At 63.7% G+C, this 20,336-nt stretch carries 20 protein-coding genes; 15 read left to right on the top strand and 5 right to left on the bottom strand.

The window, feature by feature from the left end; genetic code table 11:
* Positions 1-5: 5 nt before the first annotated feature.
* The 8 genes from MHX66_RS03095 (at position 6) to MHX66_RS03060 (ending at position 9,724) form a co-directional block, all read left to right on the top strand.
* Positions 6-2,138, top strand: a complete 2,133-nt coding sequence (locus MHX66_RS03095) for a ribonuclease J (protein WP_239199618.1) — start codon at positions 6-8, stop codon at positions 2,136-2,138.
* Positions 2,139-2,177: 39 nt separating this feature from the next.
* Entirely contained in the window at positions 2,178-2,810 is a 633-nt protein-coding gene (locus tag MHX66_RS03090; RefSeq protein WP_239199615.1) for a TIGR03085 family metal-binding protein, read from the top strand.
* Between the two features lie 90 nt (positions 2,811-2,900).
* On the top strand, positions 2,901-6,017 hold the full coding sequence (locus MHX66_RS03085; RefSeq protein ID WP_239199612.1) for a DNA translocase FtsK: 3,117 nt from the start codon (positions 2,901-2,903) through the stop codon (positions 6,015-6,017).
* 224 nt (positions 6,018-6,241) lie between these two features.
* The gene (locus tag MHX66_RS03080) at positions 6,242-7,261 is read left to right on the top strand and encodes a TerC family protein (protein WP_239199609.1); all 1,020 of its coding nucleotides are present in this window, start codon (positions 6,242-6,244) and stop codon (positions 7,259-7,261) included.
* Positions 7,262-7,267: 6 nt separating this feature from the next.
* On the top strand, positions 7,268-7,870 hold the full coding sequence (gene pgsA / locus MHX66_RS03075; RefSeq protein WP_239199606.1) for a CDP-diacylglycerol--glycerol-3-phosphate 3-phosphatidyltransferase: 603 nt from the start codon (positions 7,268-7,270) through the stop codon (positions 7,868-7,870).
* Complete coding sequence (locus MHX66_RS03070) at positions 7,871-8,386, top strand: CinA family protein (RefSeq protein ID WP_239199603.1); 516 nt, start codon at positions 7,871-7,873, stop codon at positions 8,384-8,386.
* A gap of 58 nt (positions 8,387-8,444) precedes the next feature.
* The gene (locus tag MHX66_RS03065) at positions 8,445-8,786 is read left to right on the top strand and encodes a helix-turn-helix domain-containing protein (protein WP_034987723.1); all 342 of its coding nucleotides are present in this window, start codon (positions 8,445-8,447) and stop codon (positions 8,784-8,786) included.
* Positions 8,787-8,881: 95 nt separating this feature from the next.
* Positions 8,882-9,724 carry a PspA/IM30 family protein gene (locus MHX66_RS03060; RefSeq protein ID WP_239199600.1) on the top strand — a complete coding sequence of 281 codons (843 nt, stop codon included), beginning with the start codon at positions 8,882-8,884 and terminating at the stop codon, positions 9,722-9,724.
* Positions 9,725-9,731: 7 nt separating this feature from the next.
* On the opposite strand, the gene MHX66_RS03055 is transcribed toward MHX66_RS03060, so the two are convergent.
* The 3 genes from MHX66_RS03055 to MHX66_RS03045 are packed head-to-tail and all read right to left on the bottom strand — an operon-like array spanning position 9,732 to position 11,646.
* Entirely contained in the window at positions 9,732-10,358 is a 627-nt protein-coding gene (locus MHX66_RS03055) for an energy-coupling factor transporter transmembrane protein EcfT (RefSeq protein WP_239199597.1), read from the bottom strand.
* Between the two features lie 7 nt (positions 10,359-10,365).
* Complete coding sequence (locus MHX66_RS03050) at positions 10,366-11,061, bottom strand: energy-coupling factor ABC transporter ATP-binding protein (RefSeq protein WP_239199594.1); 696 nt, start codon at positions 11,059-11,061, stop codon at positions 10,366-10,368.
* Between the two features lie 3 nt (positions 11,062-11,064).
* Positions 11,065-11,646, bottom strand: coding sequence for a biotin transporter BioY (locus MHX66_RS03045; RefSeq protein WP_239199591.1), 582 nt, complete (start codon positions 11,644-11,646; stop codon positions 11,065-11,067).
* 84 nt (positions 11,647-11,730) lie between these two features.
* On the opposite strand from MHX66_RS03045, the gene MHX66_RS03040 reads away from it, so the two are divergent.
* The 5 genes from MHX66_RS03040 (at position 11,731) to MHX66_RS03020 (ending at position 16,245) form a co-directional block, all read left to right on the top strand.
* Positions 11,731-11,937, top strand: coding sequence for a DUF3046 domain-containing protein (locus tag MHX66_RS03040; RefSeq protein WP_035003702.1), 207 nt, complete (start codon positions 11,731-11,733; stop codon positions 11,935-11,937).
* 242 nt (positions 11,938-12,179) lie between these two features.
* Positions 12,180-13,307 (top strand): recombinase RecA, encoded by a 1,128-nt coding sequence (gene recA, locus MHX66_RS03035; RefSeq protein WP_239199588.1) that lies wholly within the window; start codon positions 12,180-12,182, stop codon positions 13,305-13,307.
* A gap of 2 nt (positions 13,308-13,309) precedes the next feature.
* Positions 13,310-13,906, top strand: a complete 597-nt coding sequence (recX, locus tag MHX66_RS03030; protein WP_239199585.1) for a recombination regulator RecX — start codon at positions 13,310-13,312, stop codon at positions 13,904-13,906.
* A gap of 64 nt (positions 13,907-13,970) precedes the next feature.
* A complete protein-coding gene (miaB, locus tag MHX66_RS03025) occupies positions 13,971-15,509 on the top strand; it encodes a tRNA (N6-isopentenyl adenosine(37)-C2)-methylthiotransferase MiaB (protein ID WP_239199582.1) in 1,539 nt (512 codons plus the stop codon).
* A complete protein-coding gene (locus MHX66_RS03020) occupies positions 15,502-16,245 on the top strand; it encodes a hypothetical protein (protein WP_239199579.1) in 744 nt (247 codons plus the stop codon). The genes miaB and MHX66_RS03020 overlap by 8 nt, the downstream gene beginning before the upstream one ends.
* On the opposite strand, the gene MHX66_RS03015 is transcribed toward MHX66_RS03020, so the two are convergent.
* Positions 16,242-17,585 carry a DUF349 domain-containing protein gene (locus MHX66_RS03015; RefSeq protein ID WP_239199576.1) on the bottom strand — a complete coding sequence of 448 codons (1,344 nt, stop codon included), beginning with the start codon at positions 17,583-17,585 and terminating at the stop codon, positions 16,242-16,244. The two genes, MHX66_RS03020 and MHX66_RS03015, sit on opposite strands and share 4 nt — an antisense overlap.
* Before the next feature lie 129 nt (positions 17,586-17,714).
* Here MHX66_RS03015 and miaA point away from each other — a divergent pair, with 129 nt between their 5' ends.
* Complete coding sequence (gene miaA / locus MHX66_RS03010) at positions 17,715-18,647, top strand: tRNA (adenosine(37)-N6)-dimethylallyltransferase MiaA (RefSeq protein ID WP_239199573.1); 933 nt, start codon at positions 17,715-17,717, stop codon at positions 18,645-18,647.
* Positions 18,648-18,681: 34 nt separating this feature from the next.
* The gene (dapF, locus tag MHX66_RS03005; protein WP_239199570.1) at positions 18,682-19,548 is read left to right on the top strand and encodes a diaminopimelate epimerase; all 867 of its coding nucleotides are present in this window, start codon (positions 18,682-18,684) and stop codon (positions 19,546-19,548) included.
* Here the strand turns inward: dapF and MHX66_RS03000 are convergent.
* Positions 19,545-20,324 carry a hypothetical protein gene (locus MHX66_RS03000; RefSeq protein WP_239199567.1) on the bottom strand — a complete coding sequence of 260 codons (780 nt, stop codon included), beginning with the start codon at positions 20,322-20,324 and terminating at the stop codon, positions 19,545-19,547. The two genes, dapF and MHX66_RS03000, sit on opposite strands and share 4 nt — an antisense overlap.
* Between the last annotated feature and the right edge of the window lie 12 nt (positions 20,325-20,336).

Genomic DNA, 20,336 nt, shown 5'->3' with positions numbered 1-20,336 from the left:
AAAATATGACTGAACAACGTTCCCGAGGCCGCAAGGTTACTCGGAAGGCCGCTCCGCCGAGCGCGGAAGCGGAAGCACAATCGGATAACACCGCTGTCTCCAACGCTGAGGCTGCGACGGTTTTCAACGATGGTGGCGTCGCTAAGAACAACGCCAACAACAACTCCGGCGGCAACGATAACAACGGCTCTGCCGATAACGGCGGCAACAAGAACAACAACGGTGGCGGCAACCGCAACCGTAATCGTCGCTCCCGTGGTCGCGGCCGTGGCAACGGTGGTAACAACGGCAGCAATAACAGCAACAACAGCGGCAACCGGAACAACGGCGGCGGCAAGGGCCGCGGCCGGGGTCGTGGTGGCGACCGTCGCAAGGGCGCGCTGAAGACCATGCAGGGCGCGGACCTGACGCAGCGCCTGCCGAAGCCGCCGAAGCAGCCGAAGGGCAGCCTGCGCATCGTCGCGCTGGGCGGCATCTCCGAGATCGGCCGCAACATGACGGTTTTCGAGTACGAAGGCCGCCTGCTGATCATCGACTGTGGCGTGCTGTTCCCGAGCTCCGGTGAGCCGGGCGTGGACCTAATCCTGCCGGACTTCAGCTACCTGGAGGACAAGTGGGACCGCGTGGAAGCGCTGGTCATCACCCACGGCCACGAGGACCACATCGGTGCTATCCCGTGGCTACTGAAGCAGCGCGCGGACATTCCGATCATTGCCTCCCGCTTCACCTGCGCCTTGATCGCAGCGAAGACTCAGGAGCACCGCCAGCGCCCGAAGCTGATCGAGGTCGACGAGAACTCCCACGAGAGCCGTGGCCCGTTTGACCTGCGCTTCTTCGCAGTGAACCACTCCATCCCGGACTGTCTGGGCATCGCGCTGAAGACCGGCGCTGGCCTGCTGGTGCACACCGGCGACATCAAGCTGGACCAGACCCCGCTGGACGGGCGTCCGACGGATCTTCCTGCGCTGTCTCGCTTCGGCGACGAGGGCGTCGACCTGTTCCTGTGTGACTCCACCAATGCCACCACCCCGGGCGTTTCCGGCTCCGAGGCTGACATCGCGCCAACGCTGAAGCGCCTGGTGCGCGACGCTAAGCAGCGCGTCATCATCGCCTCCTTCGCATCGAACGTCTCCCGTGTGCAGTCGGCCGTGGATGCCGCCGTGGCGGCCAACCGCAAGGTTGCCTTCAACGGCCGCTCCATGATCCGCAACATGGAGATCGCAGAGCGCATGGGCTACCTGAACGTCCCGCGCGGCACCATCGTCTCTATGGACGAAGCCTCCAAGATGGCTCCGCACAAGGTCGTGCTGATTACGACCGGTACGCAGGGCGAGCCGATGGCCGCGCTGTCGCGCATGGCCCGCCGCGAGCACCGCCAGATCACCGTCCGCGACGGCGACCTGATTATCCTGTCCTCCTCCCTGGTTCCGGGTAACGAGGAAGCAGTGTTCGGCGTGATCAACATGCTGTCACAGATCGGCGCGACCGTGATTACGGGCCGCGACGCGAAGGTACACACCTCTGGCCACGGCTACTCCGGCGAGCTGCTGTTCTTGTACAACGCCGCCCGCCCGCGCAACGCGATGCCGGTGCACGGCGAGTGGCGCCACCTGCGCGCCAACAAGGAGCTGGCGATCAGCACGGGCGTGAACCCGAACAACATTCCGCTGGCGCAGAACGGCGTGGTTGTCGACCTACACAATGGTCACGCGAAGGTGGTCGGCCAGATCACCGTCGGTAACTTGTACGTCGACGGCACCCGCATGGGCGATATCGACAGCGGCGTTCTGGAGGACCGCACCGCGATGTCCGAGGGTGGCCTGATTTCCATCACCACCGTCATCGATAACCGCACCGGGCGTCCGCTGGAGGCTCCGAGCGTGCAGGCCAAGGGCTTCTCCGATGATGCCCGCGACATGCTCAAGGAGATCCAGGAGAAGGTCGACAACGTCATGATCGACCTGGCTGGCGAGGGCGAGAACGATCCCTACCGCATGGCACAGGCCATCCGCCGCAAGGTGGGCAAACTGATCTCCGACAAGTGGAACCGCAAGCCGATGATCGTGCCTACCGTTGTGCCGATGAGCTCCGAGATCGTCGAGGAACTCGAGGAAGAAGAGGCGCGCGAATCCGTATAGCCTAAGGTTTCGCTACGCTGGGGTGGCATGGAACACAACATGAACACCTCCCAAGCGGAACGCGAAGCCCTGGCGAACCTTCTACAGCAGTCCAGTCCAGACGCACCTACGTTGTGCGCGGGCTGGACTGCTCGCGATTTGGTGGTCCACCTCGTTATCCGCGAGTACCGTCCGGATGCTGCCGCTGGCATGTTCTTCAAGGGGCTTGCCAATCGTCTGGATTCCGTCAGCCACGATTACGAGTCCAAGCCGTACGCAGAGCTGGTGGAGATGTACCGCAACGGTCCGCCGACGTGGAACCCATTGCGACTGGCGGACAAGTACGCCAACCTCGCCGAGAACTTCGTCCACCACGAGGATCTGCGCCGTGGGGGAGGGGAGTACGCTCCCCGCGACCTACCGCAGTCCGCCCGGGATGACCTGTGGAAGGCAGTGGGGAAGATGGCGAGGTTTTTCCTGCGCTCCTCGACCATTCACGTGGTGCTGGAGCGTACCGACGCCTCCGCGCCGACGGTGGTTCGTGCGGGTGCCGACACCACCGACGAGGTGCGGGTAAGCGGCGAAGCCGGGGAGCTGCTGATGTGGCTCTATGGCCGCGACGGCGCGGTGGACGTGGTTCTGAACCCTGCGGATGAGGGCACGACCGCGCGCATTAAGCGCCACGTGTTCTAAAAAGTTTTCCGCTGAATCTGAGCATCTTTTTAGAACAAAGCGCGTGTTGCTCATGTGACTACTGTGATCAGTGCGACTAGAGTGGTGGCCATGTCTGTCACTAGTCGTTCTCGCAGCTCTGCGCCCCGCGGAAGGGGCGCACACGCCAACCGGCCGGGCTCCGGCCGTCGCGGTGGGTTTGAAGATACTCGATCCGCAGCGCCGGTCGGTGCCGGTTATTCTGGCTATGCCGGGGGCGAAGACTTCGAGAGGACCGGCAGCGCCTTCGGCGTGGTCGGCCACTCGCTGGGGTCTGCGTTTAGTGGAGCGGCACGGGGTATCGGTGGCTTGACTCGCCGCCTAGCGACCCGCCGTGACGCAGGTGACTTTGATTCTTATGACGACGCAGATTTTCTAGAGGAGGCGGAAACCCAGGTGATCTCCAAGAAGGGGAAGCAGCGGAGTTCGCGCAATAGTCAAGTCAAGAAGCTTGATTCGGGTCGTGGTTCGCGCGCTGGTGACGGTTGGACGCCGGACACTGAGGACGATGGTTTTGACGCCGACTTCAGCGCCCAAGACCCCAGCGAAGGTGCAGGACCGATGCGCATCGGCGGCTCCTACGACGGTGCGGCCATCGGCGTGTTCGCCGTAGCCCTAATCCTGGCTGGAACCCTCTGGTTTGGAGTGGGCGGTGCCGTGGGTAACGGCATCGCGGGAATTCTCACCTGGATCATCGGCGCGGGCGGATACGTAGTCCCGATCGCCATGGTCTTCGCCGCCTGGGTATTGATGGTCGGCATCGAGCGCACCCAGCGTTCCACCGTCCGCCTGTGGATCGGCTCCGCGCTGGTAGTTCTGCCGATGCTGGGGCTCATTCATATCTTCGCCGGCCAGCCCACTGATAGTGCCGGAAAGGCGAGCGCGGGCGGCCTTGTCGGCCAGGCTATCGGTACGCCGATGGCCGTTGGCTTTAGCGTCTACCTGGCCGTTCCTCTGCTACTGCTGGCCATTGTGTACGGCGCACTGCAGCTCACGGGTCTGACGGTAAAACAGATCTATACCCTTGCAGCTGACTTCCTGGGTGTGGGCAGTTGGCGTGATGGTCGCGGTAGCGATGGTTACGCCGACTACGAAGACCAATCCAACGACGTTGACGAGGACGATCAGTATGGCCACGTCGATCGTCAGATCACCCGCGCCGCCCGCCGGACGCCGATGGACAACTACCCGGTGGAGGAACAGGGGAGCGACGTAGACGACGCGGCTGACTCCAACGAGACCCTGGTGCTCGACACTGCGTCCTCCCGCGCACCGCAGCGTCGCAAGCGCACCCAACCGAAGTGCCCCCAGCCAAAGCGCCCGGAGTCTAAGCGCACCCAGCCGAAGCCTGCACCACAGGTAGAGGACGTCGCAGAGCTGCTGGATGACGACGAGGCAGAGTCCAAGCCTGAGCCCAAGCGGGATCCCGTAGCCGACTCCCGTGACTCGGTGCGACAGGCCATCATCGCCCGCTCGGGGATCGACGCTGCTGCGGTTCCAGCCTCCACGCCGAAGTCGGAGCTGGAAGAGGACGTGGCTGAGGGCGTCACAGATAAGGTCGCAGAGAAAGCCACAACGAACAAGGAAGAAAGCGACTACGCGCTGCCGTCGACGGACCTGCTGCTCAACGGCGATGCGCCGAAGACCCGCAGCGAAACCAACGATCGGATGATCGAGGCGATCACCGAGGTGTTCGAGGAGTTCAACGTCGACGCGCAGGTGACGGGCTTTAGCCGCGGGCCGACAGTGACCCGCTACGAGGTAGAACTCGGCCCGGGCGTGAAGGTCTCCAAGATCACGAACCTGCAGTCCAACCTGGCGTACGCGGTGGCGACCGACAACGTGCGCCTGCTGACCCCGATCCCGGGCAAGTCCGCAGTGGGCATTGAGGTGCCCAACACCGACCGCGAAATGGTGCGCCTCGGCGACGTGCTGGAGGCGCCGAAGGTGCGCGGTGATGCCGACCCGATGGTCATCGGCCTGGGCAAGGACATCGAGGGCGACTTCGTGGCCCACTCGATTCAGAAGATGCCGCACCTGCTGGTGGCCGGCTCCACCGGTTCCGGTAAGTCGGCCTTCGTGAACTCCATGCTGGTTTCCCTGCTGACCCGCGCCACGCCGGACGAGGTACGCCTGATCCTGGTGGATCCGAAGATGGTGGAGCTGACCCCCTACGAGGGCATCCCGCACCTGATTACGCCCATCATCACCCAGCCAAAGAAGGCGGCTGCCGCTCTTACTTGGCTGGTTGAGGAGATGGAGCAGCGCTACATGGACATGAAGGCCAGCCGCGTGCGCCACATCAAGGACTTCAACCGCAAGGTTAAGTCCGGCGAGATCACCACCCCGCTGGGCTCGGAGCGCGAGTACCGCCCGTACCCGTACATCGTGTGCGTGGTCGACGAGCTGGCCGACCTGATGATGACCGCCCCGCGCGAGATCGAGGACTCGATTGTGCGCATCACCCAAAAGGCTCGTGCCGCCGGCATCCACCTGGTCCTGGCGACGCAGCGCCCGTCGGTGGACGTGGTCACCGGCCTGATTAAGACGAACGTTCCTTCCCGACTGGCCTTCGCCACCAGCTCCTCGACCGACTCCCGCGTGATCCTGGACCAGGGCGGCGCGGAGAAGCTGATCGGCATGGGCGATGGCCTGTTCATCCCGCAGGGTGCGGGCAAGCCGCAGCGCATTCAGGGCGCCTTCGTGACGGACGAGGAGATCAACGCCGTCGTGGAAGCCGCCAAGGACCAGGCCGAGCCCGACTACACCGAGGGGGTCACCGAGGACAAGGCCGCCGAGGCGAAGAAGGACATCGACCCGGACATCGGCAACGACCTGGAGGATCTGCTGCAAGCCGTGGAGCTGGTGGTCACCAGCCAGTTCGGCTCGACCTCGATGCTACAGCGCAAACTGCGCATCGGCTTCGCCAAGGCCGGGCGCCTGATGGATCTGATGGAGACCCGCGGAGTGGTCGGACCGTCCGAGGGGTCGAAGGCACGTGAGGTGCTGGTGAAGCCCGAGGAGCTCGACACGATGCTTTGGATGATCAAGGGCGCGAACCCCGAGGACGCGCCCAAGGAAGTTATGGAGGCAGATGCCGAGGGGGCCGAAGGCGTTCACGACGGCGATGATTCCGGCGATGACGGGACGCGTGTGGTCGCGGCCAACCCGCCGAGCGGAGCCGTGTAGCCCCTATGGCGCAGCCGGCCTCTGGCGGGTGTAGAGTAGTCGGCAGTTGGAGGGGAGTACCCTAACGCCAAGCTTGCTTGGTGCCCTCGACATTGATCGTCAGCACGGCAGGTTGCGGTGACCCCGCGAACCTCCCGGTCATGTCGGCTCGCAACTTTCATGGAACGGGCAGGGGAGACCTCCGGTCTATTTAGTGATGAGTTTTTATCGACCGGAGGTTTTCCATGGAAGTAAATGCCTTAACGTGGACCATCACCATCCTGGTGGTCGCCGGATTCTTTGTCTTCGATTTCTACAGCCACGTCAAAACACCCCACGAGCCGAGCATCAAGGAGTCGGCGCTGTGGAGCCTGTTCTACGTGGCTCTCGCCTGCATCTTCGGCGGTTTCCTCTGGCTGACCTGGGGTGAGCCGGGTAACCCGCACCAGCACGGCCTGGAGTTCTTCGCCGGTTACATCACCGAGAAGGCCTTGAGCGTGGATAACCTCTTTATCTTCGCGCTTATCCTGAGCTCCTTTAAGATCCCCCGCAAGTACCAGCAGAAGGTCCTGCTCATCGGCATTGCGCTGGCACTGATCCTGCGCGGTATCTTCATCGCCCTGGGTGCGGCGATCATCGAGGCGTGGTCTGACGTCTTCTACCTGTTCGGCCTGTTCCTGCTGTGGACCGCGGCGAAGCTGCTGTGGGACGAGGTCTCTGGCGAGGAGGAAAAGGACCCGCAGGACATGATGGTCATCAAGATGACCCGGAAGTTTATCCATGTCTCGGATCACTACGAGTCGGACCGTCTGTGGTTTAAGGAAAACGGCAAGAGGGTTTTGACGCCACTTTTCATCGCCCTGGTGGCCATCGGCTTCGTGGATGTGTTGTTCGCCCTCGACTCCATCCCTGCCATCTACGGCATTACCAGCGAACCGTACATCGTGTTCACGACTAACGCTCTGGCTCTGATGGGCTTGCGACAGCTGTACTTCCTGCTGGACGGCCTGCTGGAACGCCTGGTGTACCTCGGCTACGGCCTTTTCATCATCCTGGCCTTCATCGGTACCAAGCTGATCCTGCATGCGCTGCACGAGAACAACCTGCCGTTTATCAACGGCGGCGAGGGAGTTGCCGTTCCTGAGGTTTCCGTGGAGCTGTCGCTTATCGTCATCGTCGGCGTGCTGGTGGTTACCACGGTCCTGAGCATGACGGTCGGCAAGAAGAAGCTGGCCGAAAACGAAGAGAGCTCCACGGTAGGATAGGTACTTGTGAATACTTCAGCACCGCGATCTTCGTTTGGCACTTTCGTCCACAGCGTGAGCTTGCCGAATGTACTCACGTGCATTCGCATCGCCCTGATCCCGGTGTTCCTTTGGCTGATCCTGACCTCCGGGGATTGGGAAGTACCGGGTGCTGAACCCGACCTGGCCCACCGCTGGTGGGCACTGCTTGCCTTTAGCCTGTTGATGTTCACCGACCAGCTGGACGGCTACTTGGCTCGGCGCTACGAGGTCATCACCGACTTCGGCAAGCTGGCCGACCCGATCGCGGATAAGGCACTGATGATCTCCGCTTTCGTCAGCCTGAACATTTTGAGCGAGCTGCCGTGGTGGGTCACCGCGATCGTCGTGGTGCGCGAGCTGGGCATCACCGTTTGGCGCATGGTATTGGCGCGCAAGGGCAACGTCGTCCCGGCCTCCAAGGGCGGCAAGCTGAAGACGGTTCTGCAGACCTTGGCGGTGTTCCTCTACATCCTTCCGTTCGGCGGGGTCGTGCAGACCATCGCCGTGATCGTGATGGGTGTGGCCGTGGTGCAGACCGTTGTCACCGGCGTGCAGTACATTCTGGACTCGCGCAAGGAAAACGCTTAAATGACGGTGAACCCTGCCGCCGAACGCCTGGTCCGGGAGTTCACCCAGCGAGGGCTGACAATCGCGACGGCGGAATCCCTGACCGCAGGACTGTGCTCGGCCACGATTGCAGAGGTACCTGGGGCTTCGGCGGTCCTGCGTGGTGGCGTCATTGTCTATGCAACAGAGCTCAAGCACGACCTGGCGGGAGTGAGCGAGGAAACCCTGCGCGCGCATGGACCGGTGGCGGCGGAGACCGCGGCGGAGCTGGCAGAGGGTGCGGCACGGCGCTGCGGAGCAGACGTTGGGGTGGCGCTGACGGGCGTGGCCGGCCCCGACCCGCAGGACAGGCACCCGGTGGGAGAGGTGTTCATCGGGGTCTACGACCATGTGCGGGGAGCGCGGGTGGAAAACCTGTACGCAGAGTATGTGCGGCTGGTCAACGAAGGCGAGTTCGCAGGGCTCGATGCGGCGCAGCTGCGGGCAGAAATTCGCCAGTTCAGCGTAAACCGCGCGCTGGAAATGGCGAGCGCGTAAACTGGCGGGAACAAATTCGCCGCCCGAGACGTTGGGATGATTGATGAGTCACAATACTATGGTCATGGATACGGTTGCGGTGGAGCGTCCGGCTGAGCGGATGCCCGCGGACGAACCGCTGCTGCGGGAGGCGCTGGGGGCGACCCTGAAGGAATACCGCACCAATAACGGGTTCACGTTGCGTCAGCTGGCCTCGCTGGCAAATGTCAGCCCGGGCTACCTGTCCGAGCTGGAGCGTGGCCGCAAGGAAGTTTCCTCCGAACTGCTGGCCAGCGTGTGCCACGCGATGGCGGTTTCGGTGGCTTCGGTGATCCTGGAAGCTGCATCGATGATGGCCCTGGACGCGGCGGCTGCCGAGCTGGCTGCGAACATGGCGGCGGGCGCAGTGGAACGAGCCTAAGTGCAGGGGTGCGCGGCGGATTCTTGGTAGTATTATCCGCGCAAAAGAAATATTTTTAGCCCGTTTTTAACCTTTCAATGAAGGAGCAATAGCTCATGGCCAATCCGTTCGTGAAGGCGTGGAAGTACCTGATGGCGCTCTTCGACAACAAGATCGAAGAAAACGCCGATCCGAAGATTCAGATCGAACAGGCCATCGCAGAAGCGCAGAAGCAGCACCAGGCACTGTCCCAGCAGGCAGCGGCGGTTATCGGTAACCAGCGTCAGCTGGAGATGAAGCTGAATCGCCAGCTAGAAGAGGTAGAGAAGCTGCAGGCCAACACCAAGCAGGCGCTGAACCTCGCCGACAAGGCCCGCGCTCAGGGCGACCAGCAGAAGGCCATGGAGTACGAAAACGCTGCCGAGGCCTTCGCCGCACAGCTGGTGACGGCGGAGCAGTCGGTGGAGGACATGAAGAGCCTGCACGACCAGGCCCTGCAGCAGGCCGCGCAGGCCAAGCAGGCCGTGGAGCGCAACTCCATGCAGCTGCAGCAGAAGGCCGCGGAGCGCACCAAGCTGCTGAGCCAGCTCGAGCAGGCGAAGATGCAGGAGAAGGTCGCCGATTCCCTGCAGTCCATGAACGCCGTTACCTCCAATGGATCCCCGAACCTGGATCAGGTGCGCGAGAAGATCGAACGCCGCTACGCCAACGCCCTGGGGCAGGCCGAACTGGCGCAGAACTCCGTACAGGGCCGCATGGCGGAGGTGCAGCAGGCTGGCATCCAGATGGCCGGACACTCCCGCCTGGAGCAGATCCGCGCGGAGATGCAGGGCGGCGCGAACAACCAGCTGGGCGGGGCGCAGCAGCAGGAGGCCATCGAGCAGGCCCAGCCGCAGGCGGGCAACGTCAGCCAGGACGCAGTGGCCGAGCGTATGCGCCAGCTGCGAGGCGAAAGCTAGTTTTCAGCTAGTTACCGACTCCGCGGGACTTCAGCGCCTCCCCAAGGCGGCGAGCCCGCAATAGGCTGCGAACAATCACCGGCACGCCGAAGGCAAGCACGGAGCGCGATGCGCCCCGTGCTTTTCTTGCGTCAAGCACTTCGTTGACCGTCAGTGCCGTCAGCGGAATCAGGCGGATGGTCAGCGCCACCAGCAGGCTGATCGTTTCCACGGGCAGGCCTATCTTGCCCAGCGGGCGCAGGCCCGCCTCGACTGCATCCATGAGCTGCCCGATGGGGGTCGTCAGGGTCAGCAGAGTCGCCATGGCCACCGCGCAGAGGATCACCACAAAGTAGGTCAGCGCAGTGGGGAAGTCCCGCTGCCACCACAGGAGCGCGGCGAAGGCCAGCAGCAGCACGGTGGGCGCCAACAGCTGGCGCAGCGCCAAGCCCACCGGGATTCGCGCCACCACGTAGCACGCGGCGGTGAAAGCGGCGACAACCCCTGCCTGCCACGGCACGGTCGCCCAGATGGCGCTACCGACCAGGAAAAAGAAGAGCAGAAAAATTTTTAGACCCGCCCGGGCGCGGTGCAGAATTGACTGCCCCGGGTGGTACACCGACAGCGGAACGTTGATGTGCAGGGACTTTGCCATAACTTACCTACCCGCCGAAGCTTGCCACGTAGTCGGCAATCACGCGGTCGGCCGGGCCGTCGCCTTGCACCTTGCCGTCGGCGATCCACAGCACTCGCTCCATGTCCTCCAAGAGTTCCAGGTCGTGCGAGACCACGATCAGCTGCTGCGGCAGCTCCCCCAGTCTGCGGGCGATCATTCTTCGGTTGCCGAGGTCCAGCAGGGTAGTGGGCTCGTCGGCGATAACCAGCTCTGGTTCCACGACCAGCACCGAAGCCAGGGCCAGCAGTTGCTTCTCGCCACCGGAAAGGAAGTGGGGCGAGGCATCCGCCAGGTGCTCCAGCCCCATAATGCGCAGCATGGCGGTTGCCCTTTCTTCCCTTTCGCGGCCACTTTTGGTGGTTGTGCGCAGGGAGAACGCGACGTCCTCGGCTACAGTGGGCATGATGATCTGGTTGTCGGCGTCACTAAAAACGAACCCCACCTTGCGCCGCACCTCGCGTCCGCGTTTGGCTACATTGAGCCCAGCGACGCGCACCTGCCCACTGGTGGGCTCGGCAAGGCCGTTGATCAGGCGGACCAGGGTGGATTTACCGGAGCCGTTGGCGCCGATAATGCCGATGCGGCGTTCGTCGAGGGAGAGGTTGATGTCCCGGAGGACGGTGCGTTGGCCGGTAGCGGTATCGAAGGCGACGCCCACGTTCTCGAACTCGATGCGGGGCATGCTTTAGGCCTTGCGCTTGGTCGGCAGCAGGTCTGGCACCGCCTTGGTGACGGCCAGGGCGATGGCAACGGCGAGCGTGACCTTGATGAGGTCGCCAGGGATGAATGGGGTATTGGCCGCGAGGGCAGTGCTGAAGTCGTAGCCGAGGCGCACCATCAGGCCGATCGATCCGCAGAGGTATTGGATGATCACTCCGACGATGCCCGCGAGGAAGAATACGCCCGCGCGCGCGTTTGCGTTGCGGGGTGCGTACTGGGCGATCAGGCCGATGACGAAGGCGGCGATGATGTAGCCGACGATGTAGCCGACGGTGGGGCCTGCGACGGCTGCGGCGGCGGGCTTCCAGCCGGCCATGTTCGGCACGCCGACGAAGCCCACGGCGATGAAGAGGGTAGTGGCCAGGCCGCCGCGCCAGAAGCCGAGGATGAGGGAGGCCAGGACGATGCCCATGTTTTGCAGGACGATAGGTACGCCAGCTACGCCGACGGGCAATTGCACGCCGCCGAGGACGATGATCAGGGCGGCGAAGACGGCGATGTATGCGAGGTCTACCGCCTTAAATTTTGTAGTTTCGGAGGATGACATAAGCATGATGATAACCCATGCGGCTCAAAACTTGAACGCCGTTCAAGGCTGGGTTCTTTGGGTGGGGGTGTACATTGGTAGACCATGCGCAGAACAGAGTTTGATCGGCTGACTTTGGGAGAATTCGGCGATAGCTTCCGGGCTTTCATTGCGGATACTCACGTGCTGAGTTCGCTGGGGGATACGCCCGCCGCGCTAATCGAACAGGGGTATGATCCCCGCGATGTGTGGCTGGCGCTGTGTGATGACTTTGATGTGCCTGAAGAGCGCCGCCTGGGTGAGGATATCTAGGCTTTTCTATTGACGCCCACAGTATGGCCCGGTGGGGCGGCCAGTTAAACAATCGAACAAAGGTTCGTGTAGGGTGTGTGTCGGAGACGATGGTTGTCCGCGCGGTCGAGTACAACTATCAATGAACCTTTTCGGAGCGCTGCCGGTCTAAAGAAATCGGGGGTGCGAAGAAGATGACGATATTGAACACACCGGAATTGAACACACCGGACGTCACAGCAGATGTAAGGAGCAGCAACTTTATGCCACCGAAGAAGAAGCAGACCGCCGCGGCGGGGAAGGATCGGTCGAAGGCGCTGGAGCTTGCGATGGCGCAGATCGAGAAGGACTTCGGCAAGGGTGCGATCATGCGCCTGGGCGACGATACCCGCCCGCCAATCCAGGCAATTTCTTCTGGCAACATCGCAATCAACGCGGCGCTGGGCATTGGTGGTTTCCCGCGCGGTCGCGTAGTGGAGATCTACGGGCCGGAGTCCTCCGGTAAGACTACCGTGGCGCTGCACGCAATCGCGGAGGCGCAGCGTGCCGGTGGCATCGCGGCTTTTGTGGATGCGGAGCACGCGCTGGACCCGGAGTACGCCCGCGCGCTGGGCGTGGATACGGACGCGCTGCTGGTTTCCCAGCCGGACACGGGCGAGCAGGCGCTGGAGATCGCGGACATGCTGATCCGCTCGGGCGCCATCGACATCATCGTTGTGGACTCCGTGGCGGCGCTGACGCCCAAGGCGGAGATCGACGGCGAGATGGGCGACTCGCACGTTGGCTTGCAGGCCCGTCTGATGAGCCAGGCTCTGCGTAAGATGACCGGTGCGCTGTACCAGACGGGCACGACCGCGATCTTCATCAACCAGCTGCGCGAGAAGATCGGCGTGATGTTCGGTTCTCCGGAGACCACCACCGGCGGTAAGGCGCTGAAGTTCTACGCTTCCGTGCGCTGCGATATTCGCCGCATCCAGGCGCTGAAGGATGGCCAGGACGTGGTGGGCAACCGAACCCGCCTGAAGATTGTGAAGAACAAGGTCTCGCCGCCGTTCAAGATCGCGGAATTCGACATCCTCTACGGCGAAGGTATTTCGCGGGAGGGCTCCATCATTGACCTGGGCGTGGAGACCGGCCTGATTAAGAAGTCCGGTTCCTGGTTCACCTACGACGGCGACCAGCTGGGCCAGGGTAAGGAGAAGGCCCGCGAGTTCCTCAAGAACAACCCGGATCTATCCGCGGAGCTGGAGGATCGCATTGCCCGCGAACTGAAGATTGGCCCCTACGCCAAGACGAAGGACGAGCCAGCTGGAGAAGCCGCTGAGGATCAGGCGGACGAGGACAAGCCCATCGAGCTGAGCCCGAACTTCGACGATGACGATGCCAACTGACGATGCCGATTAGGCAAAGCGAGCGCGACCAGAAGATAGAAGCACTGCGGCAGGCCATCGCCAACTACTCGCCCGGTGAGGGCGAGGGGTTCGTGGACGCGGAGGAGGAGGAAAAACTCGCGCCTATCAAGGCCAAGGCAGTGCGGCTGATCAACCATCGAGCACGCTCCACGGCGGAGCTGCGCCAGAGGCTGCTCGACGCCGACTTTGAACCCGAGGGGGTGGAGGAGGTCATTGACCGCTGCACGGCAAGCGGGATGCTCGACGATGCTCAGTTCGCCCAAGAGTGGGTGCGGCAGCGGGAGAAGAATCAGAAGAAGTCCGTTTCCGTGCTGCGCCGAGAGCTACAGCGCAAGGGCATCGCCGCAGCACTGATTGAGGACGCGCTGGAGCAGGTGGACGAGGAGTCCCAGCTGCAGATCCTGGAGGAGCTCGTAGCCAAGAAGGCAGCCAGCGTGAAGACCCGCCCGGCCGACCGCAAGGAATACGACAAGGCGCTGCGCCGCGTAGTGGGAGTTGCCGCCCGCCGCGGATTTCCGCAAGGCGTAGCCCTGGCATACGCTCGCCGCGCGCTGGACGCGCGAATAGAGGAGCTGTAGCGGGCGTCACTAACGAAGGCCTCACTTTTCTAAACGCGGTGGGCAAAGGGGTAGGGTAATCCACGTGACACAGACGATTCAGACGCAAACGAGCGAGAACTCTGGTGCCGGTCGCACCTACGAAGTGCGCACCTTCGGCTGCCAGATGAACGTCCACGATTCCGAGCGCCTGTCCGGCCTGCTGGAAGACTCCGGGTACGTACCCGCACACGAGGGCGCCACGCCGGACGTCGTGGTGTTCAATACCTGCGCGGTCCGCGAGAACGCGGACAAGCGCCTCTACGGAACCCTGGGCCAGATGAAGGCCATCAAGGACGAGCACCCCGGCATGCAGATCGCCGTGGGTGGATGCATGGCGCAGAAGGACAAGCAGACCGTGGTGGACAAAGCCCCATGGGTCGACGTGGTCTTCGGCACCCACAACTTGGGCTCGCTGCCCACGCTGCTGGAGCGCTCGGCGCACAACCACAAGGCAGAGGTGGAGATCTTCGACGCACTCGAGGAATTCCCCTCCGTGCTCCCCGCCAAGCGCGAATCCGCCTACGCCGGTTGGGTCTCCGTATCCGTCGGCTGCAACAACACCTGCACCTTCTGCATCGTGCCCTCGCTGCGCGGCAAGGAGCAGGACCGCCGCCCCGGCGAGATCCTGGCCGAGGTCAAGGCGCTGGTAGACCAAGGCGTAAGCGAAGTGACGCTGCTTGGGCAGAATGTGAACGCCTACGGTGTGAACTTCGCCGACGAAACCCTCGAGCGCGACCGCACCGCATTCTCCAAGCTGCTGCGCGCCTGCGGGGAAATCGAAGGCCTGGAGCGCCTCCGCTTCACCAGCCCACACCCGGCCGAGTTCACCGACGACGTGATCGACGCGATGGCGGAGACTCCCACCGTGTGCCCGCAGCTGCACATGCCGCTGCAGTCCGGGTCGGACAAGGTACTGAAGGACATGAAGCGCTCCTACCGCTCCAAGAAGTTCCTGGCGATCCTCGACAAGGTGCGCGAGCGCATCCCGCACGCGGCGATCACCACCGACATCATCGTCGGTTTCCCCGGTGAAACTGAGGAGGACTTCCAGGCGACCATGGACGTAGTGGAGAAGGCCCGCTTCGCCAGTGCCTTCACGTTCCAATATTCTCCGCGACCCGGCACTCCGGCCGCGGAGATGGAAAACCAGGTGCCGAAGGCCGTCGTGCAGGACCGCTACGAGCGCCTCCTCGCACTGCAGGAGCGCATCAGCGAAGAGGAAAACCGCAAGCTCATCGGCACCACGCAGGAACTGCTGGTGCAGGCCGACGGGCGTAGGAACGACCGCACCCACCGCCGCTCCGGGCGTTCCCGCGACGGCCGCCTCGTGCACTTCACGCCCGAAGGCGACATCCGGGCAGGTGACGTTGTGGAGGTTGTTATTACTGATGCCGCGCCGCACTTCCTCATCGCCGACGGCGGGGTCGCGAGCCACACGCGCACCCGGGCGGGGGACATGACAGAGTTGGGGGAGACTCCGACTACGGCGCCTGTGGGCGTCGGACTAGGAATGCCGAGCATAAAGAAGCCCGGGCCGACGGCGGCGGGCGGATGCAGCACGGGAGGATGCGGCTGTGAGTAGTGACAACAAGAGCACCAAGAGCAGCGCCAAGAGCTCCGAACAGGAAGTCGGAGACGACGCGCTGGCGCAGTACCGAGGCGACCTCAGCGGCGCTGAGCGCAGGATTGCCGGTCGCGTGGTGCTGGGCCGCTACGTGCCGCTGATCGTCCTCGGTTTCCTGGTTCCCCTCGTTATGATCTTCCTGCCGCACGCGGGCGACGTGCGCGGCTACGACGTGCTGTTTAACACCCAGGTGGCGCAGGACGGCGCGACGGCTAAGCCGGAAATGATCTTCTCCTGGCTGCGCCTTATCGCGATCCTTTTGACCATCGGAACCCTGGTTTCGAAATCGTGGATCGTGGCATGGGTGAACTGGGCCTTTGCAGGTGTGGCCTGGTGGTACAACGTGTTTGCGATCTGGGTGCGGCAGACCCAGCCGCCGACGGAGTCGGGCGACGGCCCGGCCATCCCGCTGCTGTTCAGCCTGGTGGGTCTAACGGTGCTTTTCTACGCACTGTCCGCGGTTGTATTTCAAAAGAATCCCCTGCAGCGGGCGCTAGCTGCGGCGCGGCGCGAGGAAGCCCACCGCGACGAAGAATCCCGCCTGGCACAGCAGCGGCTGCGCATGGGCATCGAGGACCGCGAGGATGCGGAGATCGTGGATGACCGCCGCGCCCGCGCGAAGGCCCGCCGCGAGCGCAAGGCCAAGCTCGAAAAGCAGCAGGGCGAGGCCCCGCAGGAGAGCGAGGAGGACTAGCCCTCCACGGCGGCAGCGGCGGTGTCCGCCCACTCCTGCCACTGCGCGGCCTGGCCGCGTAGCTTCTCCGCCTTCGCGGACTTGCCCGCCTTCTCCGCGGCCTCGGCCTCGCGGTTGAACTGGTCCACCTTTGCCTGGAACTGGGCCACGCGCGCCTGGGCCTCCGGGTCGGTGCGGCGCCACTCGGCATCCGCAGCCTCCTCCACGCGGGCCTCAATGGCCTTGATCTTGTCCTCGAACTCGCGCACGCGGCCGCGCGGTACGAAGCCGATCTGTTCCCACTTTTCCTGCAGTTCGTGCAGAACCTTTCGGGCCTTGTCCACACCGTGCGCCTGCGGATCAACCTTCGGGGAGTACTCGTCGATGAGGGCCTGCTTGGCCTCCGCGTTGGATTCGAACTCCTTGTCGCGCTCGGCGGAATCTGCCTTGCGGGCGGCGAAGAACACGTCCTGTGCCTTGCGGAATCGCTCCCAAAGCTGGTCGTCCACGTTGCGCGGGGCGCGGCCTGCGGCCTTCCACTGGCTCATCAGGTCGCGGTACTTGGCGCTGGTTGGCCCCCAGTCGGTGGAATCCTGCAGCGCCTCGGCCTGTTCGATCAGATCTTCCTTCTTTAGCCGCGCCCGCTCGCGGTTGCGGTCCAGCTCGTCGAAGTGCGCCTGACGCTTGCGGTTGAACTCGGAGCGAGCCTTAGAGAAACGCTTCCACAGCTCGTCGTCGGTGGAGCGCTCCACGCCCTTGATGCTGCGCCACTGCTCTACGATCGCGCGGATGCGCTCGCCGGAGCGCTTCCAGTTCACGGTGGACGGATCGGCCGCGGCAATGCTCTCGACCTCTCCCAGCAGCTCTTCCTTCTGCGCCAATGCGGAATCGCGGCGCTCCTGCTTCGCCTCCGCGACCTGCTTCTCGGCGGTCTGGGTGCGCTGCGAAATCTTTTCTAGGCGGGCATCCAGCGTGGCGATGTCGCCGATGACGGCTGCGGTGGGAAGGGAATCCTGCAGAATCTTCGCGTCGTGGCGAATGGTCTGGGCTTGTTCCGGGTGGCTTTGCAGACGCGCCTCGAGCATCTGCACTTCAGTGCTCAGGTCGTCGTAGCGGGCGCCAAAGTGCTTCAGCCCCTCTTCGGGAGTACCGGCCTTGAACTCGCCGATCTGACGCTCGCCGTCGGCGGTCGTTAACCATGCCACGCCGTCAGCGTCCACGCGGCCGAACTTCGCGGGGTCGTTCTTGGGGATGCTGACACCCCCGGTCTGCACTCCCTTCAGCCCAGGCTTGGCGCCTGGCTTGGGCCCCGGCTTTGGGCCGGGCTTCGGGACCGGACGAGGATTCGTGGGATCAGTCATTGCGGGTACTCCTACCTAAAACCAAAACATGCCAATCGCCTTATACGCTTTCTAGCCTTTTAGCCTTTTAGCCTTGTATAGGGCAATGAAGTAATTATTACACCAGCCGCCCCGCTAGACTGGGTTTCTATGAGTTCTTCCACTGAGATCCGCCCGATCGCAGTCGTTGGCCCTACCGCCTCTGGCAAGACGGCGATCTCCCTGGAACTGGCCAAGCGGCTGGACGGCGAGGTGGTGAATATCGACTCCATGCAACTGTACAGGGGCATGGACATCGGAACGGCCAAGGTTCCGCCGTCAGAGCGACAGGGGATTCCGCACCACCAGCTGGATATTTGGCCGGTGACCAAGCCCGCAAGCGTCGCGGAGTATCGCGCGGGGGCGATCGAGACGGTGGAAAAAATTTTTTCCAGGGGCAAGACGCCCATCATCGTCGGCGGCTCCATGATGTACATCCAGGCGCTGGTGGACGAGTGGGACTTTCCGCCCACGGATCCGATGGTGCGCGACAAGTGGCAGCGCGAGCTCGACGTCCGTGGGGTGGCCGCCATGCACCAGTACTTGGCGACGATCGACCCCGAGGCCGCGCGCATTATCGAGGACAACGACCCGCGCCGCACCGTCCGCGCCCTCGAAGTCATCGAGCTAACCGGCAAGCCTTTCGCGGCCTCACAGCCGCCGAAGAACTCCACGCCCCGCTGGAACATGCGCCTGTTGGGGCTGAACGCGCCCGCCGAGTGGCTGAACCCCCGCATCGAGTTGCGCGTGCGCCAGATGTTCGACCAAGGCTTGGTGGAGGAAGTACGTGCCCTGGTTGCCGATGGGCTGCTCCGCGAGTCCACCGCCGGCCAGGCCATCGGATACGCGCAGGTGCTGGACTATTTCGCGGGCGAGCTCACCTTTGAGGAAGCCGTGGACCGCACGATCACAGGCACCCGTCGCTATGCTCGACGGCAGCGTTCCTGGTTCCGCAGGGATAAGCGCATTATTTGGATTGACGCCAACTCGCCCGACCCGGTCCGCGCGGCCACGGAAGCGCTAGGGATTGGCAGCCAGCAGTAAGCAAGGCCATTATTAAGCAAGGGAAGTGTTCCGCATGATCGAATTCATCAAGGCCCACGGCACGGAGAACGACTTCGTTGTCCTGATGGACGAGGCAACCCAGGTGAACCTCACCGAGGAGCGCGTGCGGCACCTTGCTGACCGCCGGGCCGGGATCGGCGGCGACGGCTTGATTCGCATTGCCACCGGCGACGCGCTGGTGAGCGCGGGCGTGCTGGCCGAACTGCCCGCGGGCGTGCACGGCGAAGAATGGTTCATGGACTACCGCAACGCCGACGGCTCCCTGGCGGAAATGTGCGGCAATGGAGTACGTGCCTTCGCTCATGCGCTGTGCCGACAGGGGAAGGTCATGGCCGGCGAGCAATTCGGCATCGGCACCCGGGCGGGCCGCAAGCTGGTGGAGGTCCAGGAGCTGAGTGGGGAGAACCAGGAGCACGCGATCGTGAGCGTGGAGATGGGCGCCCCGGAAGTGCTGGACGTGTCCACCGCACAGGTGGGCGACATGAAGGTCGCGGGGCTCGGAGTGGATATGGGTAACCCGCACCTAGCCGCGGTGGTGCCGAACCTCACGGCGCAGGAACTTCAGAAGCTGCCGATCGACCAGCAGGTGCAGTTCGACCCGGAGTTCTTCCCGGCGGGGGTGAACCTGGAGGTTCTCACGCCCCTGGACGATGCGGGCGCGGTGCACATGCGCGTCCACGAGCGCGGGGTGGGGGAGACTCGCTCTTGCGGTACCGGTACCGTAGCCGCCGCTGTTTCTGCCCTTGCTGACGCCGAACTGGCCACGGGCACCGTCACCGTGCACGTTCCAGGGGGCACCGTGGAGGTGGAGGTCTCCGAGGAAGGCTCGGTACTCCGCGGGCCCTCGGCGATTGTGGCCTGGGGCCAAACAGTCCTCTAGTGGCCCCCGCAGCCGCAGCTACCGGAGCCGCAGGCGCCGCCGCAGTCAGCGGCATCCACGGTGCTAGCGGTGAACTGCACGGTTCCGGCCACGATCAACGGGGCATCGGACTGTGCGAGCTCCTCGTCGACCGCATCCTCGGGTAGCACCACCGTGAACTCGAAGGGGGAGGTCACGCTCGCGGTCCAGAACTTCTGCCCCGTCAGAGCGTTGACCTTGCGGGACCAGTCGGTGGCCTCCACCGCGATCTCCGCCGTGGCATGCGGAGCAGTGGCCGGGGAGTTGATGTCCCGCAAACCGCTCGAATCCACCACGCCGACCTTCAGGCCGCCGTCCTTGGCGAACGCAGTCGAGTCCCCGTACACGCGCACGGAATTGGCCAGAGCCCCAATGTGGAACTGGTGGTACTCCAACGAGGGGGCGTCCACAAGCAAAGGGCCTTGAGCGACGGTGGCGGTGAGGGAAGCGATCGTCGGGGCCTGCTGACCGGAGATCTGCAGCATGGGGCTATCGTCCACAACGTCGAGCACGCCGATGATGTCGTTCAGCATCGACAAGTGCGCCGTGGCGGGCACTCCGCCGGTGTAGCTGGCGAAAGAGCCGAAGGGCTCGACGGCGAGCACGACCATGCGGGCGCCCGAGGGGTCGTCGAACTGCAGAACCTGGCCGCCGCGAACCTCACCCGACACGCCCAGGTTGCCGGAGCCGTAGGCGGCCTCGAGGGCCTGCTGCCACTTGGGGAAATCCATACCAATGCTGCGGAGTTCAGGAATCATGCCCACCACTCT

The organism is Corynebacterium sp. ACRPH, assembly GCF_022347285.1.
Classification (GTDB): domain Bacteria; phylum Actinomycetota; class Actinomycetes; order Mycobacteriales; family Mycobacteriaceae; genus Corynebacterium.
The sequence above is the reverse complement of the archived record's forward strand: the minus strand, read 5'-3'. Positions and strand labels throughout refer to the sequence as shown.

Bases quoted from the DNA above. Each gene is read 5' to 3' on its own strand.
- MHX66_RS03095 (WP_239199618.1), top strand. From the start codon at position 6: ATGACTGAACAACGTTCCCGAGGCCGCAAGGTTACTCGGAAGGCCGCT.
- MHX66_RS03090 (WP_239199615.1), top strand. From the start codon at position 2,178: ATGAACACCTCCCAAGCGGAACGCGAAGCCCTGGCGAACCTTCTACAG.
- MHX66_RS03085 (WP_239199612.1), top strand. From the start codon at position 2,901: ATGTCTGTCACTAGTCGTTCTCGCAGCTCTGCGCCCCGCGGAAGGGGC.
- MHX66_RS03080 (WP_239199609.1), top strand. From the start codon at position 6,242: ATGGAAGTAAATGCCTTAACGTGGACCATCACCATCCTGGTGGTCGCC.
- MHX66_RS03070 (WP_239199603.1), top strand. From the start codon at position 7,871: ATGACGGTGAACCCTGCCGCCGAACGCCTGGTCCGGGAGTTCACCCAG.
- MHX66_RS03065 (WP_034987723.1), top strand. From the start codon at position 8,445: ATGGTCATGGATACGGTTGCGGTGGAGCGTCCGGCTGAGCGGATGCCC.
- MHX66_RS03060 (WP_239199600.1), top strand. From the start codon at position 8,882: ATGGCCAATCCGTTCGTGAAGGCGTGGAAGTACCTGATGGCGCTCTTC.
- MHX66_RS03055 (WP_239199597.1), bottom strand. From the start codon at position 10,358: ATGGCAAAGTCCCTGCACATCAACGTTCCGCTGTCGGTGTACCACCCG.
- MHX66_RS03050 (WP_239199594.1), bottom strand. From the start codon at position 11,061: ATGCCCCGCATCGAGTTCGAGAACGTGGGCGTCGCCTTCGATACCGCT.
- MHX66_RS03045 (WP_239199591.1), bottom strand. From the start codon at position 11,646: ATGTCATCCTCCGAAACTACAAAATTTAAGGCGGTAGACCTCGCATAC.
- MHX66_RS03040 (WP_035003702.1), top strand. From the start codon at position 11,731: ATGCGCAGAACAGAGTTTGATCGGCTGACTTTGGGAGAATTCGGCGAT.
- recA (WP_239199588.1), top strand. From the start codon at position 12,180: ATGCCACCGAAGAAGAAGCAGACCGCCGCGGCGGGGAAGGATCGGTCG.
- recX (WP_239199585.1), top strand. From the start codon at position 13,310: ATGCCGATTAGGCAAAGCGAGCGCGACCAGAAGATAGAAGCACTGCGG.
- MHX66_RS03015 (WP_239199576.1), bottom strand. From the start codon at position 17,585: ATGACTGATCCCACGAATCCTCGTCCGGTCCCGAAGCCCGGCCCAAAG.
- miaA (WP_239199573.1), top strand. From the start codon at position 17,715: ATGAGTTCTTCCACTGAGATCCGCCCGATCGCAGTCGTTGGCCCTACC.
- dapF (WP_239199570.1), top strand. From the start codon at position 18,682: ATGATCGAATTCATCAAGGCCCACGGCACGGAGAACGACTTCGTTGTC.
- MHX66_RS03000 (WP_239199567.1), bottom strand. From the start codon at position 20,324: ATGATTCCTGAACTCCGCAGCATTGGTATGGATTTCCCCAAGTGGCAG.